Source organism: Streptomyces sp. S6 (genome assembly GCF_054880855.1).
The window spans coordinates 1-16689 of record NZ_JBTYMC010000146.1; the positions used below are offsets into that span (position 1 = coordinate 1).

Sequence of the window (16689 nt, forward strand, 5' to 3'; positions counted from 1 at the left end):
CGGCGGCCGTGTCGGAGGCGTGGGCGCGGGTGTCGGGGGGCGGGGACGCCGCCGACTGCGCGAAGGCCGTCGAGGCGGGGGACGAGCGCGCGCGGGACGTCTGGCAGCAAGCGGTTACGACGCTCGCCGACGGCCTCCTGACCGCCCTCACCCTCCTCGACCCCTCGACGATCGTCATCGGCGGCGGCCTCGCGGAAGCGGGCGACACCCTGTTCACCCCGCTGCGGGAGGCGCTCGGCACGCGGATCACGTTCCAGCACACCCCGACGGTCGTCCCGGCGGCCCTGGGCGACACGGCCGGGTGCCTGGGGGCGGGCCTGCTGGCATGGGATCTTCTGGAGACGACGGACGGCATGGAGGAAACGCCCTGATGACAGAAGAGTCGACGATCCTCACCGGTGCGCGGGTGGTCCTCCCCTCAGGGATCTCCGTCCAGGACATCGGCGTCCACGGCGAGCGCATCACCGCCGCTCCCCCACCCCACGCCCGCCGCATCGACCTCACCGGCCACTACCTGGTCCCCGGCTTCGTCGACCTCCACAACCACGGCGGCGGCGGAGCCTCCTTCTGCGGCACCGCCGACGACATCCGCACGGCCCTGCACACCCACCGCGCGCACGGCACCACCACCCTCGTCGCCTCGACGGTGACGGACGACATGGACGTCCTCGTCCGCCAGGCCGGGGTGCTCAGCGAGTTCGCCGAGGACGGGGAGATCGCCGGGATCCACTTCGAGGGCCCGTTCATCTCGCCGTGCCGCAAGGGCGCCCACTCGGAGGCGCTGCTGCGGCATCCGGACCCGGCGGACGTCCGCAAGCTGATCGACGCGGCGAAGGGCCACGCCAGGATGCTCACCCTGGCCACCGAACTCCCGGGCGGCATCGACTCGGTGAGGCTCCTGGCCGAGCACGGGGTGATCGCGGCGGTCGGCCACACGGACGCCACGTACGAGCAGACGCGCGAGGCGATCGACGCGGGCGCGACGGTCGCGACGCACCTCTTCAACGCGATGCCTCCCCTGGGCCACCGCTCCCCCGGCCCCATCGCCGCGCTCCTCGAAGACCCGCGTGTCACCGTCGAGTTGATCAACGACGGCACCCATCTGCACCCCGCCGCCCTGGAGTTGGCGTTCAGGTCGGCCGGACCCGAGCGCGTCGCGTTCATCACGGACGCGATGGACGCGGCCGGCGGCGGCGACGGCACGTATCTGCTGGGCCCGCTGGAGGTCGAAGTCACCGACGGGGTCGCCCGGTTGGTGGAGGGCGGCTCGATCGCGGGGTCGACGCTGACGCTGGACCGTGCGTTCAAGCGGGCGGTGACGGTCGACGGCATCCGGATCGAGGACGCCGTGCGGGCGCTGTGCGTCAACCCGGCCCGCCTGCTGGGGCGTTGGAGCGACATCGGCTCGCTGGAGGCCGGGAAGCTCGCCGACGTCGTCGTCCTGGACGAGAACCTCGACCTCAAAGGCGTGATGAGGCACGGTAAGTGGGTAAGCACGCCGTAAACGACCGGCGAAGGGGAGGTCGAGGCAGGTGATCCTGACGGTCACGCTCAACACCGCGCTCGACCTCACCTATCGCGTACGGGGACTGCGCCCGCAGACGACCCACCAGGTCACGGATGTCGTCGAACGGCCGGGCGGCAAGGGCCTGAACGTCGCCCGCGTGCTCGCCGCCCTCGGCCACGAGGTGACGGCGACGGGGCTGGTGGGCGGCGTGACCGGGAAGACGGTGCAGGGTCAACTCACCTTGGTTCCCGGGGTGGTCGACGCGCTCGTCCCCATCTCCGGCACCACCCGGCGGACCGTCGCGATCGTCGACACGCGCACCGGTGACGCGACTCGGCTGAACGAACCGGGGCCGGTGGTCACGCCCGCCGAGTGGCGGGCGTTCCTGGAGGTGTACGTCCAACTCCTGGGCGGCGCCTCGGCGGTCGCCCTGTGCGGCGGCCTCCCGCAGGGCGTACCGGTCGGCACGTACGCGGGGCTGGTGCGGGCGGCGCGGTCGGCGGGGGTGCCGGTCCTGCTGGACACCGGCGGTGAACCACTGCGCCGAGGGGTCGCGGCCCGGCCCGACATCATCACCCCGAACCTCGACGAGCTGGCCGAACTCACCGGCTCCCACGACCCGTTGACCGCCGCACGGGACGCCCGCCGCCGAGGCGCCCACTCGATCGTCGCCGCCCTCGGCCCCGAGGGCCTCCTCGCGATGACCCCGGAAGGCCGCTGGCACGCCACCCCACCCACCTGCCTCCACGGCAACCCCACGGGCGCCGGAGACTCCGTCACGGCCGCCCTGCTCTCCGGCCTGATCCACCAACTCCCCTGGCCCGAAAGGCTTTCCCACGCCCTCGCGCTGTCCATGGCGACCGTCCTCGCGCCGGGAGCGGGGGAGTTCGACCGGGGGGCGTACGAGGAGTGGGTGGGGCGGGTGGCGGTGCGCGGGGAGGCCAGCGCGGCCTAGCCCTTCCCGAAAACGGCCTAGTCCAGGCTCTTGACCTGGCCCCTGCGCAGCGCCAACTGGTCCAGCAGGACGTTGCACTTGTTGCCGGCCTGGCAGGAGATGGAGATGGTGTTGGTGCCCTTGGTCAGGGTCGTCCAGGACCAGGTGCTGCTCCACGCCCGGGTGGGGTCCGTCGCGTGGGTGAAGTTGCCGAAGTTCACCGGGCGGCTGTCCGGCTTGCCGTTGACCGAGAGGGTCATGTTCTGGTCCTCGCCGACGACGTTGAACATGGCGAAGACCGTGTAGGGCCCGTCCTTCGGGATGCCGTTGACCGTCCAAGTCACCGACGCGCCCTGGTTGTTGAGGCCGGTGACGTACGTCCCGGACTTCGAGCCCTTTATGTCCGAGGCGGTGGTCGCCCCGTTCTCCAGCTTCATCGCCTTCGCGTCGGTCGTCTCCGGCAGATTGTCCTGCGCGGAGGGGCTGTTGCCCGACTCGCTCTCGGAGGCGCTCGCCGAGCTGGAGGTGGTGGGGGTCGGGGTCGTGCCGCCGTCCGCGTCGTTGTCCTTGTTCTTGTCACCGAGGGAGACGGCGATGGTGATGCCGACGACGACCGCGAGGACGACGGCGACGGCGCCGATGAGGAGGCCCTTGGTGTTGGGGCCGCGGCCACCGCCGGAGCCCCGGCCGGCGGAGCGGGGGGGCTGCTGGGCCGGGGGGCCCTGCTGGAGGCCCTGCTGCGGCTGGCCGTACGCGCCGCCCTGCTGCTGGGGGATCTGCCCGTACTGCTGGGGCGGCTGGCCGTACCCCTGGGGGGCCTGGCCGTAGGCGGCCGTCTGCTGGGGGGCCTGGGTGGGGCGGCGGTCACCGACCGCGCGGACCCGGTTCACCGAGTTGGGATAGCCGTAGCCGCCGGACGGGGGCTGGGCGCCACGGGCCTGGCCGTCCTCGTAGAGGTAGCCGAACGGGTCGTCGTCCTCCGGCGTGCTCGCGCCGTTGTTGCCGGGCGTCATCCCTCGAACTCCTCAACAGGTGCGGGGCCGTCTGAACAAGGTGGTGAGGAGAGCGAGCCTACCCGGTCCGATTGGGCCGAACGGGTGACTCTGCTCTCTTAAACCTCCTGACCTGCGGTTTATCCGGCCCGGCGGTGCTGTTTGGGACGAGATCGTTTCTCGACGTACATCCGCTCATCGGCGGACTTCAGCACTTCGTCCGCCGACATGCCGCACTGCGCCCACCCGATGCCGAAACTCGCGCCCACCCGGACGGCCCGCCCCTCGGCGCGGATCGGCTGGATGATCTCGCTGCGCAGCCGGACGGCCAGATCGGTGGCGTCGGCGCGGCCGAGGCCGTCGGCGAGGATCACGAACTCGTCGCCGCCGAGCCGCGCGACCGTGTCGCCGTCGCGGACCGCCTTGCCGAGCCGCCGGGCGACCTCGATGAGGACCGCGTCGCCCGCGTTGTGCCCGAACCGGTCGTTGATCGACTTGAAGCCGTCGAGGTCGCAGAAGAGGACGGCGAGCCCCTTCGTGCCGTCGTCGGGGGCGTCCTCGTCGGGGGCGACGACGTGGGCGTGGTCGTAGCCGCCGTACCCGTTCTGCGCGGACTGCGCGGACTGCGCGTTCTGCGCGGGCACCGGCTGGTAGTCGAAGCCGTGGCCGTTCACGTCGTGCGCGCCGGGGCCGTACGTCTGGTCCATGGCGTCGAGGGCGGCGGGGTGGCCGGTCTTGGGGCGCTCGCAGAGGCGGGCGGAGAGGCGGGCGCGTAGCTCCGCGGAGTTGGGGAGGCCGGTCAGGGCGTCGTGGGAGGCGCGGTGGGCGAGGTGGATCTCGCGGCGCTTGCGGTCCTCTATGTCCTCGACGTGGGTGAGGAGGAAGCGCGGACCGTCAGCGGCGTCTGCCACCACGGAGTTACGGAGTGATACCCAGATGTACGTGCCGTCCCGGCGGCCCAGCCTGACCTCTACCCGGCCTCCCTTCGCAGAGGTACGCAGGAGGGTACCTATGTCCTCCGGGTGGACCAGGTCGGAGAAGGCGTAGCGGCGCATCGCGGACGCCGGGCGGCCCAGGAGGCGGCACAGGGCGTCGTTCGTCCGGAGTATTCGGCCGTGCTGCTCGCCGCCCATCTCGGCGATGGCCATGCCCGAGGGGGCGTTCTCGAAGGCCGCCCGGAACGATTCCTCGCTCGACCGCAGGGCCTGCTGCTCGCGCTCCAGCCGGACCAGGGCGCGCTGGATGTTCGACCTGAGGCGGGCGTTGCTGACCGCTATGGCCGCCTGGAACGCGTACATCTGGAGCGCCTCGCGGCCCCACGCGCCGGGCAGCCGGCCGTTGCGCGGGCGGTCCACCGACAGGACGCCGATCAGCTCGCCGCAGCTGCCGCCGGGGGCGGCCGGGGTGTACATGGGGGCGAAGAGGCGGTCCGAGGGGTGCCACTCGTCCTCGAAGCGGGGTGGGGGGCCGTCCGTGTACCACTGGGGGACGTCGTCGTCGTCCAGGACCCAGCCCTCGGTGTGCGGGATGAAGACCAGGTCGCCCCATCTCTCGCCCATCGCGAGACGGCGGTCCCAGGACTCCCGGGAGCCGACGCGGCCGGTGATGAGGGCTTCGGCGGCGGGGTTCCCGGCGAAGGCGGCGACGACGAGGTGGCCGTCGTTGCGTACGAGGTTGACGCAGGCCAGCTCGTAGCCCAGGGCGCTCACGACCCCGTCCGCGACCGTCTGCAAGGTGTCCGCCAGGCTGCGGGCCGTGTTCATGTCGGCCATCGCCTGGTGCAGCTGCCGCAGGGACGCGAGGCGGACATATGGTTCCGACTCGGTCTCCATGCTCGCCCTCCCCCCGAGACTTCGCAGCGAATCAAGGGTTGTTCATCGGCGTACCATTTCCCTGCCACTGAATCACAGCGCGCTGCTCACCCGGTACACAGGGTCAACAATTCTCCCCCCTTGTGACTCAAGTCACAGCAAAACGTGAACAATTGGGCGGGGTTTCTGCAATTTTCAGAGTGGTTCAGGAGTCGTTACCGACTGTTTGGACAACGCTTACCGTACGTGCGGGGTTCCCGTCACGGGGGCGGGTCGTAGGACCTGGTCGTACGACTCCCCTCGCGGCATTTCGGGCTTGCGCCCGATGTGGGGCGGGGTGGTCGGGAACTAGCGTGCCGAGGGTGCCGAACACTTCCGCGAACTCCGCGCCACCGCTCACCGGGCATCCTGAGGGGGTGAGCAACGACGCGTTCCGGGCCGTGATGGCCCAGTTGGCCGACGGTGTGGTGCTGGTCACCGCGCAGGAGCCGGCCCTCGACCCCGACGACCCCTCCTCGCCGCCCGCCGAGGACGTCGGCATGACCGCAACCGCTTTCATGTCCGTCTCCCTCGACCCGCCCCTCGTCCTCGTCAGCCTCCGGGGTGGCTCCCGCATGGACGACCTCCTCGACGAACAGCCCCTCTGGTCCGTCTCCGTCCTCTCCGAGAGCCAGCGACACATCGCCGGACGGTTCGCGATGAAGGGGCGTCTCAGTGACCGGTTGCTGTTCGAGGACATCCCCTATCGGCGGGGCGAGGTCAGCGGGGCGCCGCTGGTGGGCGGGGCACTGGCGAATCTGGAGTGCCGGACGGAGGAGCGGGTGATCGCCGGGGACCATACGTTGGTGATCGGGCGGGTGTTGGCTGCTGCGGTGCCGGGGGTGGGTGGGGGGCCGTTGGTTTATTTCCGGGGGCGGTATCGGCAGTTGGGGTGAGCAGTAAATGGGGGGCCGGAATGTGCTGACAGACCCTAAGGTGCGGCCATGTCACGGCCTCACCTTGAAGAGATCACCCCGGCCAACTTCGCGAAAGCGATTGCTGTCGCCGTTCTGCCGGAGCAGGAGTTCGCTGTCTCGCCGGTGGTGAAGTCGCTCGCCGAGGCGTATGTCCATCCTGGCGTCGCTTGGCCTCGGCTCATCGTCGACGGGGAGCGGGCCGTCGGGTTCGTCATGGCGTTTCTCGACGTCGACTGGCGTGAGGACGGGGGGTCGTTGCGGCGGTCGGGCCTGTGGCGGCTGAACATCGCGGCCGGGGAGCAGGGGAAGGGGTACGGGCGGTTCGCGGTCCAGGCTGTCGCGGAGGAGTTGCGGCGGCGGGGGGCGCGGGAGCTGTACGTCACGTGGCACACCGGGGAGCACGGGCCCGAGGAGTTCTATCTGGGGCTGGGGTTCCGGAAGAACGGGGAGTTCGTGGAGGGGGAGGTGGTGGGGGTGCTGGGGTTGGAGTGAGGGGTGCGGGGTGCGCTCGCCGGCGTCGTCCCCCGCACCAGCCGTACGGCCCACGGCTCGCACCCGGTGTTCCGCGGTTGTCCTACCAGTCCCGGCCCGTCCGTCCCCGCTTCGTCTCCGCGCGCGCCTTCTTCTCGCGAAGGCGGCGTTCGTTGATGCCTCGGGGGATGCGGGTGGGGCGGCGTTGTTTGGGGGGCGGGGCGGTCGCCTCGGCCAACAGGGACGCCAGTCGGACGGCCGCCGCTTCGCGGTTGCGCCATTGCGAACGGTGCTCGGAGGCGCGGACGACGATGACGCCGTCGACGAGTCGGGCGGCGAGGCGCTCCAGCGCGCGGGCTTTCCAGACGGGCGGGAGGGATTCGGTACGGGCGATGTCGAACCGGAGTTCCACCTGTGTGTCGCTCGTGTTGACGTGCTGGCCGCCCGGTCCCGACGACCGTGAGAAACGCCAGGTCAGCTCGGCCTCCGGGAGGGAGACGGAGCCTCGGATGGGATAGGGACCGGACATGCGTTCCATGGTGGGGCCGGGGACGTCGGGAGTCACCTGGTTTTGGGGGTAAAGAAAGTAAAGGGGGCGGGAACCTTCGCGGGACCCCGGGACGTTCAAGGGGATAGCTGTAGGTTCACGCCGTACGGCTCGACACGACGTATACAACAGGGAAGGACTCCCAACCATGGCTGTAAGCCTGTCCAAGGGTGGCAACGTCTCGCTCACCAAGGAGGCACCGGGCCTGACCGCCGTCACCGTGGGCCTCGGCTGGGACGTCCGTACCACCACCGGCACGGACTTCGACCTCGACGCGTCCGCGATCGCGGTCAACCCGACGGGCAAGGTCTACTCCGACGCCCACTTCGTCTTCTTCAACAACAAGCAGACGCCGGACAACTCCATCGTCCACAACGGCGACAACCGCACGGGTGAGGGCGACGGCGACGACGAGTCGATCAGCGTCAACCTCTCGGCCCTCCCCGCCGACGTCGACAAGATCGTCTTCCCGGTCTCCATCTACGACGCCGAGAACCGCTCCCAGAACTTCGGCCAGGTCCGCAACGCGTACATCCGCATCCTCAACGCGGCCGGCGGCGCCGAGATCGCCCGCTACGACCTCTCCGAGGACGCGGCCACCGAGACGGCGATGGTCTTCGGCGAGCTGTACCGCAACGGCGCCGAGTGGAAGTTCCGCGCGGTCGGGCAGGGCTACGCGTCCGGCCTCGCCGGCATCGCGCAGGACTTCGGCGTGAACGTCTGAGGTTCGGCCGCCCTGAGGGGTAGGTGACCGAGCGGGCTCCGGCTGCTTTGCGGCTGGGGCCCGTTCGTTGTGTTCAAGGTGTGCTGTCGGGACTGCCGGATCCACCTGTCCGGGCAAGTGCTTCCAGGTGCGGATTCCAGCGTCGCGGACCAGAAGATGAAGGTTCAAGCAGGGAGGAATGCTTCAACTCATGGACGCATGGGGAGAGTTCTCCCAGTTCTTGTCGCAGGTGTTGACTCGTCAGGTTCAAGAGTTTGACACTCTGCGGGCGGATCGCACGACAGGTGGCCGGTCCGCGCCAGGGCGTTCTGGGCGTGTGGTCCAGGGCGTGCTGCCGCGTGGGCAACGGCGCCCGCCTGCCGTCGTGCCGCGTGGCGAACCCACTCCTCGCAGGAGGGCTTTTCGTCATGTCCGTTGCGCCCCACAGCTCCGCAGACGGCACGAGCCGCCGTGACCTGATCAAGCGTCTGGGCGGTACCGCCGCCGCCTTCTCCTTCCTGGCCGCCGCCGGACCCCTCGCCACGGCGGCCCCCGCGAGCGCGGCCAGCGGGCAGGCGCAGGCTCCCGCGCCGGCCGGTTCGAAGCGAGTCCGTTCCCTGCTGGGCCGTCTCACCCTGGACGAGAAGATCTCGCTAGTGCACGGGGCGACCGACCCGCAGCGGCTGGGCCAGGCGGGCTACCTGCCCGGTGTGCCGAGGCTGGGCATACCGGAGCTCCGGCTGACCGACGGGCCGGCCGGTGTGAACGTCGCCGCCTCCGCGACCGGGCTGCCGCCGGTCTCCACCCTGGGTGCCTCCTTCAACCCCGCGCTGGCCCGGAAGTACGGCGAGGTTCTCGGCCGCGAGGGCCGCGCCCTGGGCATGGACGTGCTCCTCGCCCCGCAGATCGAGCTGTCCCGGTCCCCGCTCTTCGGCCGGAACAAGGACCAGTCCGGCGAGGACCCGTTCCTGAACTCCGCGATCGCGGTCGCGCAGATCGAGGGTGTGCAGGCCCAGGGCATGCTGGCGCAGGCCAAGCACTACCTGGCCAACAACCAGCAGTTGCACGAGTTCGACCGGGCCGCCCCGGCCAATTCCTACGACTTCCGGGTCGACGACCGCACCTTGCACGAGATCTACCTGCCGGTCTGGGAGTCCGTGGTCAGGGCCGGGGTCTCCTCGGTGATGGCCGCGTACAACCACCTCAACGGAGAGTGGAACTCCGAGCACCGGCCGACCCTGACCGACGTCCTGCGCGGGGAGCTGGGCTTCGAAGGGTTCGTCACCTCCGACTGGGGCGCCACCCACAGCATCTCCGTCGAGGCCGGTCTGGACATGCAGATGCCGAACGGCTCGTTCTTCGGCGACCCGCTCAAGGCCGCCGTCGAGTCCGGCGCCGTTCCGCTGTCCGCGCTGGACACCGCCGTCGGCCGGATCCTGGGCCAGTACGACCGCTTCGGGCTGCTGGACGGCAGCCGCAAGGCCGCTCCGAAGGCGGTCGATGTCGAGGCCGGCGCGCGGGTCGCCCGCGAGGTCGCCACCCAGGGCGCGGTCCTGCTCGCCAACGACGGCGGACTGCCGCTGTCCCGGCGCGCTCTGGACTCGCTCGCGCTGATCGGCCCGACCGCCGGCCAGGTCGCGGTCTCGGTCGGCGGCGAGCGCGCCTACGGTTTCGAGGACCGGCTGGTCTCCCCGCTCAAGGCGCTGGAGAGGACCGCCCGGACCGATGTCGCGTACGCCGTCGGCGTGGACCTGACCGGCACCCCGGTCCCGGCGGCCGTCCTCGCCCCCGACGCGGGGGTCACCGACCGGGTCGTCGATCGCACCGGTGACAAGGCGCTTCCCGTCGGCTCCGCGTACACCTGGAGCGGCACCCTGACGCCGCCCACCACCGGCGAGTACGACCTGAAGATCCAGGGCTGGGGCGGTGCGGTGACGCTGCGCCTGGACGGCACCCAGATCGCCTCCGCGAGTTCGTCGCGCGACAGCTTCGTCCGCAAGTGGACGAGTGTCGTGCCGACCACCGACGGTCTGGACAACGGCATGGCCACCGTCCGTCTCACCGCGGGCCGTGCCCACCAGGTCCAGGTCACCGCGACCGGCTGGGCCGAGACCGTGCACGACCGGGGCCCGGTCCAGGTCCGCCTCGCCTGGGTCACCCCCGAGCAGCGGGCCGCGAACGTCCGGGCCGCCGCCCGCCTCGCCCGCCGCGTCCACACCCCCGTCGTCTTCGCCTTCAACGGCTCCGGCGGCAACACCGGCGGCTCCGGCGACCGCACCACCCTCGCGCTGCCCCAGCGTCAGGACGAGCTGATCGAGGCGGTCGCCGCCGCCAACCCGCGCACCGTCGTCGTCCTCAACGTCGCCGACCCGGTCACCATGCCGTGGCGGGCGAAGGTCGGCACGATCCTGCTGGCCGGGTATGTCGGTCAGGAAGGCGGCTGGTCCACCGCCGATCTGCTGCTCGGCCGCGCCAACCCCGGCGGGAAGCTCACCATGACCTATCCGAAGCGGGAGGCCGACCATCCGGTCCTGGACCCGGCCCACCCCGAGCGCTACTACGGCGTCGACCACACCGTCACGTACAGCGAAGGCATCTTCACCGGCTACCGGCACTTCGACAAGCACCGGGTGGCGCCGCTGTTCCCCTTCGGACACGGCCTGTCCTACACCGAGTTCGGCTACTCGCGGCTCACGGTGGACCGCTGCGGCACCGGTCTGACCGTCTCGTTCACCGTGACCAACCGGGGGCGCCGCGCCGGGGCGGAGGTGGCGCAGGTCTACGCCGGCGCACCCGAGGGCGCACCCGTGGAGATGGCGGTCCGGACACTCGCCGCGTTCCGCCGGATCGAGCTGAAGCCCGGCGAGTCCCGCCGGGTCACCTTGCCGGTGGACGCGCGGCAACTGTCGTACTGGGAGACGGCGGGCAAGCGGTGGGTGCTGCCGAAGGGGCGGCGGCGGGTGTACGTCGGCTCGTCCTCCCGGGACATCCGCCTGACGGGGGCGGCGGCCGGGTAACCGCGAACTGCCGCTGTGCTGCTGCCGCGTGGGCTACTCCGTCAGGCGCCCACGTGGCGGTCGTCCCCGGCCGATCGGTGTTGAGACTTTCTCCGGACATGGACATGGCGCCGGGGACTCGTCCGCGGGTGACGGTGTTGGTGACCAACTCGCCTACCAGTAGCGTTAGTTCTTCTCTCAGGGTGACAGGGCGTCGTTCGCACCTGCTCTCGAACGGCCCTCACTGTGGCCGCCACTCCTCCCGGTACGCCGGGTGCTCGTCGTACGACTGGGCCAGCATCCGCAGGGCGTACGCCAACCCCGGCCGCCGCGCGTCTCCGGTGCTCATACCCTCGTACTTCCGAGCCAGCGCGGCCACCATGTCCAGCATCGGAAGGTGGCTGTCGAGCAGCGCGTCCCCGCCGAAGCGGTGTGCGACATCGGCGTACGTGTGGTTGTCCTCTTCGTTGCGGGCGTGGAGGAATTTGAGAAGGGCGTCGTCCATCGGCCCATCCTCATGGGTCGGTTGACGGCGTTCAACGCCGGTACGCGGCCGTCGCCGTCTCGATGATCACCCACCCCCACAACCCGACCGAACAACACCCCCCGATGATCGGCCCGTTGGGAATTTGACCTTCTTGGAGGCGGAGGCAACCGGGGTGGCTGAAAGGTTGTCTCACAGGGTGCTCACAGGTCGGGTCCAGTCCCAGGGGCGCGTGGGGAAGGCGTCGTATTGGTTCGTGGGGTGGGGTCGAGCTGGGGCTGTTCGGTCCGGGTGGCCAGGACCAGGCCACTCGCAGGCTAGGAACAGACGAGGAATCGATGACCAGTCAGCACAGCCACAAGAATCTGAAGCGCGCGGCACTGGCCGCGGGCGCCGCCCTCACCGTCGTGGCGGCGGTGAGCGCCGCCGCACCGGGCGCGGGAGCCGCCCCGGCGGCCAAACCCGGCCAGCCTCAGCTCAAGCTCGTCGCCGCGTCGAAGTCGGTCGTACTGAACAAGTGGGAAGGGGAACCCGGGGTTTACCTCGACCTCGGCACCTACTTGACCGTCGACAACGCGCCCCTCGAATTCAAGGTGACCCGCAAGTCGTACAAGGACCAGGTCGTCACCCAGCAGATCCTGCGGGACGGCAAGAAGGTCACGACGAAGAACCTCCCAACGGGTCTCGTCAAGGACTTCAAGGGCCTCCCGGACTTCATCGAGACGTCCCTGACGGACGGCTCCGGCAAGGAAGTCGCCAAGAGCAGCGGCACGTTCTGTCCGAACAACGCCTCGGGCAGACTCCGCCCGGACGCCCCGGCGACCTCGCACTACCCGCAGAGCTGCCCCACCAACCCCTTCACCCTGGGCTCGGTCTGGGGTGTGGAGAAGGGCTGGGCCGCCAACACCTCGGCCTTCGACTACGACAAGCCCGTCGTCCTCGCCGCCGGCGAGTACACCGCGAAGATCTCCGTCGCGAAGAAGTACCGCGACATCTTCGGCATCCCGAACGACCAGCAGACCGTGAAGGTGACGGTCCGCGAGCAGAAGGGCGGCGGCGAGGGCCTGCGCTCCCAGCACAGCGCCCACGGCACCACCGACAGCGGCACGGCGGCCCACCACTACGGCCCGCGCGGCGCCGACGCCCCCACCCCGCCCGCCCTCTCCCACGCCCTCGAAGCCCGCGGCCAGGCCCACCACTTGGGCGACGGCAAGGGCCACACGGACGGCTCCCGCATCGCCCCGGCGCTGCGGGCGAACTCCGCCAAGCCGACCGGCAAGGCGGGTGTTCCCGCCAACGTCCCGAAGCCCGACCTGCGTTCACTCCCCGCGTGGGACATCCAGATCACGGACGGCGAGGACGGCGACGCCCCGGGCAAGGACTACCTCGCGTTCAGCGCGAACGTCTGGAACGCCGGTCCGGCCCCCCTCGTCGTCGACGGCTTCCGCAAGCCCGGCGCCGAACTGATGGATTCCTACCAGTACTTCTACGACGCGAACGGCAAGCAGGTCGGCTACACCCCGGCCGGCACGATGGAGTGGGACCCCCGTATCGGCCACGAGCACTGGCACTTCACGGACTTCGCGAGCTACCGGCTGCTGAGCGAGGACCACTCGAAGGTGGTCCGCAGCGGCAAGGAGGCGTTCTGCCTCGCCAACACGGACGCCGTCGACTACACGGTGAAGAACGCCAACTGGCACCCGTACAACACCGACTTGTCCACCGCCTGTGGACAGCAGAACTCGATCTCGGTGCGTGAGGTGCTGGAGGTCGGCTCCGGGGACACCTACACCCAGTACCGTCCGGGCCAGTCCTTCGACGTCACGGGCCTGCCGAACGGCACGTACTACATCGAGGTCAAGGCGAACCCTGCCAACCGCCTCCAGGAGACGGACCTGAAGAACAACGTCTCCCTGCGCAAGGTCGTCCTCGGCGGCAAGGACGGCGCCCGCACGGTCACCGTCCCGCCGGTGGACCTGATCAACGCGCCGTAACAACGGACGAGTTGAGGCGCCGCCGCAAGCGGGGGCGCCTCAGCCTCAACTGCCGTCAGAACGTTGCGGAGTTGTTCGACAGGTCCGGGTCGAACGAAAAGCCCTCACCGAAGGGCGGCCGAGCCGTCACTCTCCCCTGCGCCCCCGGGACGACGCTGTCGACGCGGACCTTGAACGGGAACGCGGCGCTCGCACCGGACTTGATGTACATGTCCGCCCGGCAGGCGTAGCCGTCCGAACGCGGCCGGCACCCGGCGGGCACGCTCACCGCCGTCGTCCCGGCCGGAAGCCTGACGTCGAGGACTGCGACCGGATCGCCGGAGCCGACGTACCCGACCCATCCGGGCCCGTTGTTCGTGAGCCGGACGTCCATCGCGACCGTCTCGCCGACGGCCCCGCCCCCGTACGCACCGGACACCGCGAAGTCCGCCTTGTTCTCGGCGGTGATCTCCCAGGACGCGCCGTTGTCCATGGGCTCCAACTCGGTCTGCCCGCCTGTCGGTTGGACCGAGAAGTCGACGCGGTCGTACAGGGCGTGCGGCGTGGCCGTGATCTTCAGCGGCTGGGGAAGTCCCACCGTCCGACCGGGCTCGACGACGGTGTCGAACGCGCAGGTGTAGTGGACGACGAAGCTGTCGCCGGCGCCTGCGGCCACACACTCCGGGTAGGACGTCGCGAGGTCGAGACCGTGCGTCACCCAGAGCTGGGCGGTGAAACCGTGTGCGGTCTCGTCGCCCTTGTTGGTGACGGTGAACGGTGCGACGACGGTGGTGCCTGGCTGAACTCCCTTGAGTTCGGCGGGATATGGCACGCTCAGGTCAGGCCCGGAGCCGACCGTCACCGTCGTGTCGAACGAGTTGCGAGGCGCGACGAGCTTGCCGTCGGGGCCGCCGGTCGCCTCGGCCTCGTACGTGATCCGGCCGGACGCGCCGATGGCGGCTCCCGCCAACGCCCTTACCTGCAACCCGACTTGAGGCTCGATCTCACCAGAGATCACCGGCACGTCGCCCACCTCGCACACGGCCTTGGCGCCGGTCGGTGTGCAGTTGTGCGGCCACAACACCTCGGCGACACCCGCGAGTCCGGAGGCGTCGACGGTCAACGTGCCGTCGGTGACGGTGAAGTTGTCGTTGTCGTGGTAGAGCACGACCGGGAGCGGCTGTGCCAGCGCCTCGCGGCCGGCCGACACCACGGTCACCGGACGCGCGGACGGCGCGTTGATCCACAACTGGTCGGTCTGCTCGTCCGCTTGGGCCGGTACGGCCGTGAACGCGCTCAGCGCGAGCGACGCGGCGAGCACGGCACGGGCGCCGATCCGTCTGGAACGGCCCGCAGAAACGAAGTTCACTCGATCCCCCTGGTTCGACTGAGGTGCAACAGTCGATCATCGTAAGAGGACAGTGAGATGAACGGGACGCCTGGTAACAGTCGTACTGAAAAATAATTGGTCATTCCCAGGGCAACGAAACCCGATGTCCGGGTCGTCTGTTGTCTGTGGGGCGTCCGTGCCGAGTGGAGGCGGAGTCCCGGACGAGCCTGGGGGAGCGGAGGAACGGCGTGGGGAATCGCAAGGCGGATGTCCGCCTGACGCGGCGCGGGCGGGTGCTGGCGTGGAGCGCCGGCGTCCTGTGCGTCGGAGTACTGGGTGTCGCGGGGGCCGGCACCTGGATCTACCAGCAGTTGAACGGGAACATCACCTCCGCCGACGTCGACGACAAGCTCGGCGCCGACCGGCCCGAGAACCTGAGCCCGGGTTCGAAGAACATCATGATCGTCGGTTCGGACAGCCGCGACGGCGCCAACTCCGGCTACGGCAAGGACCTGACGACGATGCAGTCGGACACGCTGCTCGTCCTGCACATCCCGGCGGACCGCAAGTGGGCGGCCGTCGTGTCGTTCCCGCGCGACTCGTGGGTGCGGATTCCCGTCTGTGACAAGGGAGACGGGACGAAGTCCAAGGAACACCACTTCAAGATCAACGAGGCGTTCGCGCTGGGCGGGACGAGCGGTGAGGTCGCGGGCGCGGCGGCCTGCTCGATAAAGACCGTCGAGGAGAACACCGGTCTGCGCATCGACCACTTCATGTCCATCGACTTCTCCGGCTTCAAGGGCATGGTCGACGCGCTGAACGGCATAGAGGTCTGCCCGAAGACCGCGATCAAGTCCCCCAAGGCCAAGTTGGACCTGCCGGCGGGCTGCCAGACCATCGACGGCGAGACGTCCCTCGGCTACGTCCGCGCCCGCTACAACGTCGGCAACGGCTCCGACATCGGGCGCATCGGCCGTCAGCAGGAGTTCATGGACGCGCTCGCGAAGAAGGCCAAGTCCAAGCTGACGAGCCCGGACGCGATGTACGGCTTCCTCAACTCGGCGACGAAATCGCTGACTGCGGATTCGGGCATGGCCGGCATCAAGCAGCTCTACTCGCTCGCGTCCGAACTGAAGGGCATCCCCAGCGACCGGCTCGCCTTCCTCACGGTCCCCAACTACCCGCGCGAGGCGGACTTTCCGACCGACAAGGCCAACGTCGCCTGGCAATACCCGCAGGCCACCGACCTGTTCACCGCGCTGGCCAAGGACCAGGAGACGACGAAGGACGCGCTTGAGGCGAAGACGAAGAACCTCGTGTACGCGTCGTCCGTGAAGGTCAGGGTGCTCAACGGCACCGGCACCCCCGGACGGGCCGCCGCCGTCGCGCAGAAACTCCGTGAGAGCGGTTTCACCGTCGTCTCCACCGGAAACGCGCCGTCCACCGTCTCCACGACGTCCGTCCAGTACGCCCAGGGCGCCAGCGACACCGGGGCGCGGGCTCTCGTCACCCGGCTCGGCGGGAAGGTGACCGCGGCGTCGTCCGGGCAGGCGTCGGCGGGGGTCGTGAACCTGGTCGTGGGCCCGGACCTGAAGGTCGACGACATCTACTGAGCGGGGCGTATCGAGAAAGACGCGCTCCACGTGCGTACTTGAGGGTGACGGACTCACCTCCACGCAGGAAACAGGTACCGCACATGAGCGCTTCCGCATCGATCGGCGTCACCGGCCTCGGGGTCATGGGCCGTAACCTGGCGCGCAACTTCGCGCGTCACGGTTACACGGTCGCCGTCCACAACCGCAGCGCCGGCCGTACGCGTGCGCTCGTCGAGGAGTTCGGGCACGAGGGCAGCTTCGTCGCCGCGGAGTCGGCCGAGGAGTTCGTGGCGGCGCTGGAGCGTCCGCGTCGGCTGATGCTGATGGTGCAGGCGGGTGAGGCGACGGACGCGGTGATCGAGGAGTTCGCGCCGCTCCTGGAGGCCGGGG

Annotated in this window: 15 protein-coding genes; 10 read left to right on the forward strand and 5 right to left on the reverse strand. The window is 69.9% G+C overall.

Translation table 11 applies throughout. The features are described 5' to 3' along the window. From ACVNF4_RS20550 to ACVNF4_RS20560, 3 genes are all read left to right on the forward strand, one after another. The coding region (locus ACVNF4_RS20550; protein WP_461804308.1) for an ROK family protein at positions 1–371 on the forward strand (371 nt) is incomplete at its 5' end. Further along, positions 371–1504: an N-acetylglucosamine-6-phosphate deacetylase gene (gene nagA, locus ACVNF4_RS20555; protein WP_461804309.1), complete on the forward strand. Its 1134-nt coding sequence runs from the start codon at positions 371–373 to the stop codon at positions 1502–1504. The genes ACVNF4_RS20550 and nagA, both read left to right, overlap by 1 nt. Positions 1505–1532: 28 nt before the next feature. Beyond that, complete coding sequence (locus tag ACVNF4_RS20560) at positions 1533–2462, forward strand: 1-phosphofructokinase family hexose kinase (RefSeq protein WP_461804310.1); 930 nt, start codon at positions 1533–1535, stop codon at positions 2460–2462. A 17-nt stretch (positions 2463–2479) separates the two neighbouring features. Here the strand turns inward: ACVNF4_RS20560 and ACVNF4_RS20565 are convergent, their stop codons facing one another. Next, positions 2480–3454: a carbohydrate-binding protein gene (locus tag ACVNF4_RS20565; RefSeq protein WP_461804311.1), complete on the reverse strand. Its 975-nt coding sequence runs from the start codon at positions 3452–3454 to the stop codon at positions 2480–2482. A 119-nt stretch (positions 3455–3573) separates the two neighbouring features. After that, entirely contained in the window at positions 3574–5265 is a 1692-nt protein-coding gene (gene cdgB / locus ACVNF4_RS20570) for a diguanylate cyclase CdgB (RefSeq protein ID WP_461804312.1), read from the reverse strand. A 341-nt stretch (positions 5266–5606) separates the two neighbouring features. Between cdgB and ACVNF4_RS20575 the strand changes: the two genes are divergently transcribed. Continuing rightward, on the forward strand, positions 5607–6179 hold the full coding sequence (locus ACVNF4_RS20575) for a flavin reductase family protein (protein WP_461804313.1): 573 nt from the start codon (positions 5607–5609) through the stop codon (positions 6177–6179). A 48-nt stretch (positions 6180–6227) separates the two neighbouring features. Beyond that, positions 6228–6692, forward strand: a complete 465-nt coding sequence (locus tag ACVNF4_RS20580; protein WP_461804314.1) for a GNAT family N-acetyltransferase — start codon at positions 6228–6230, stop codon at positions 6690–6692. Between the two features lie 82 nt (positions 6693–6774). Here the strand turns inward: ACVNF4_RS20580 and arfB are convergent, their stop codons facing one another. Next, positions 6775–7209 carry an alternative ribosome rescue aminoacyl-tRNA hydrolase ArfB gene (gene arfB / locus ACVNF4_RS20585; protein ID WP_461804322.1) on the reverse strand — a complete coding sequence of 145 codons (435 nt, stop codon included), beginning with the start codon at positions 7207–7209 and terminating at the stop codon, positions 6775–6777. Between the two features lie 157 nt (positions 7210–7366). Between arfB and ACVNF4_RS20590 the strand changes: the two genes are divergently transcribed. Together ACVNF4_RS20590 and ACVNF4_RS20595 are read left to right on the forward strand one after the other, a co-directional pair. Further along, a complete protein-coding gene (locus ACVNF4_RS20590) occupies positions 7367–7942 on the forward strand; it encodes a TerD family protein (RefSeq protein WP_461804315.1) in 576 nt (191 codons plus the stop codon). A 407-nt stretch (positions 7943–8349) separates the two neighbouring features. After that, positions 8350–10938 (forward strand): glycoside hydrolase family 3 protein, encoded by a 2589-nt coding sequence (locus ACVNF4_RS20595; RefSeq protein WP_461804316.1) that lies wholly within the window; start codon positions 8350–8352, stop codon positions 10936–10938. Between the two features lie 220 nt (positions 10939–11158). Here ACVNF4_RS20595 and ACVNF4_RS20600 read toward each other — a convergent pair whose 3' ends face one another. Then, positions 11159–11422 carry a DUF6221 family protein gene (locus ACVNF4_RS20600; RefSeq protein ID WP_461804317.1) on the reverse strand — a complete coding sequence of 88 codons (264 nt, stop codon included), beginning with the start codon at positions 11420–11422 and terminating at the stop codon, positions 11159–11161. A gap of 317 nt (positions 11423–11739) precedes the next feature. On the opposite strand from ACVNF4_RS20600, the gene ACVNF4_RS20605 reads away from it, so the two are divergent. Further along, positions 11740–13395 carry a lysyl oxidase family protein gene (locus tag ACVNF4_RS20605; protein ID WP_461804318.1) on the forward strand — a complete coding sequence of 552 codons (1656 nt, stop codon included), beginning with the start codon at positions 11740–11742 and terminating at the stop codon, positions 13393–13395. A 55-nt stretch (positions 13396–13450) separates the two neighbouring features. Here ACVNF4_RS20605 and ACVNF4_RS20610 read toward each other — a convergent pair whose 3' ends face one another. Beyond that, positions 13451–14743, reverse strand: a complete 1293-nt coding sequence (locus ACVNF4_RS20610) for a COG1361 family protein (protein ID WP_461804319.1) — start codon at positions 14741–14743, stop codon at positions 13451–13453. A gap of 209 nt (positions 14744–14952) precedes the next feature. Between ACVNF4_RS20610 and ACVNF4_RS20615 the strand changes: the two genes are divergently transcribed. Both ACVNF4_RS20615 and ACVNF4_RS20620 read left to right on the forward strand, forming a co-directional pair. After that, entirely contained in the window at positions 14953–16317 is a 1365-nt protein-coding gene (locus ACVNF4_RS20615; protein WP_461804320.1) for an LCP family protein, read from the forward strand. Positions 16318–16400: 83 nt separating this feature from the next. Next, the coding region (locus ACVNF4_RS20620) for an NAD(P)-binding domain-containing protein (protein WP_461804321.1) at positions 16401–16689 on the forward strand (289 nt) is incomplete at its 3' end.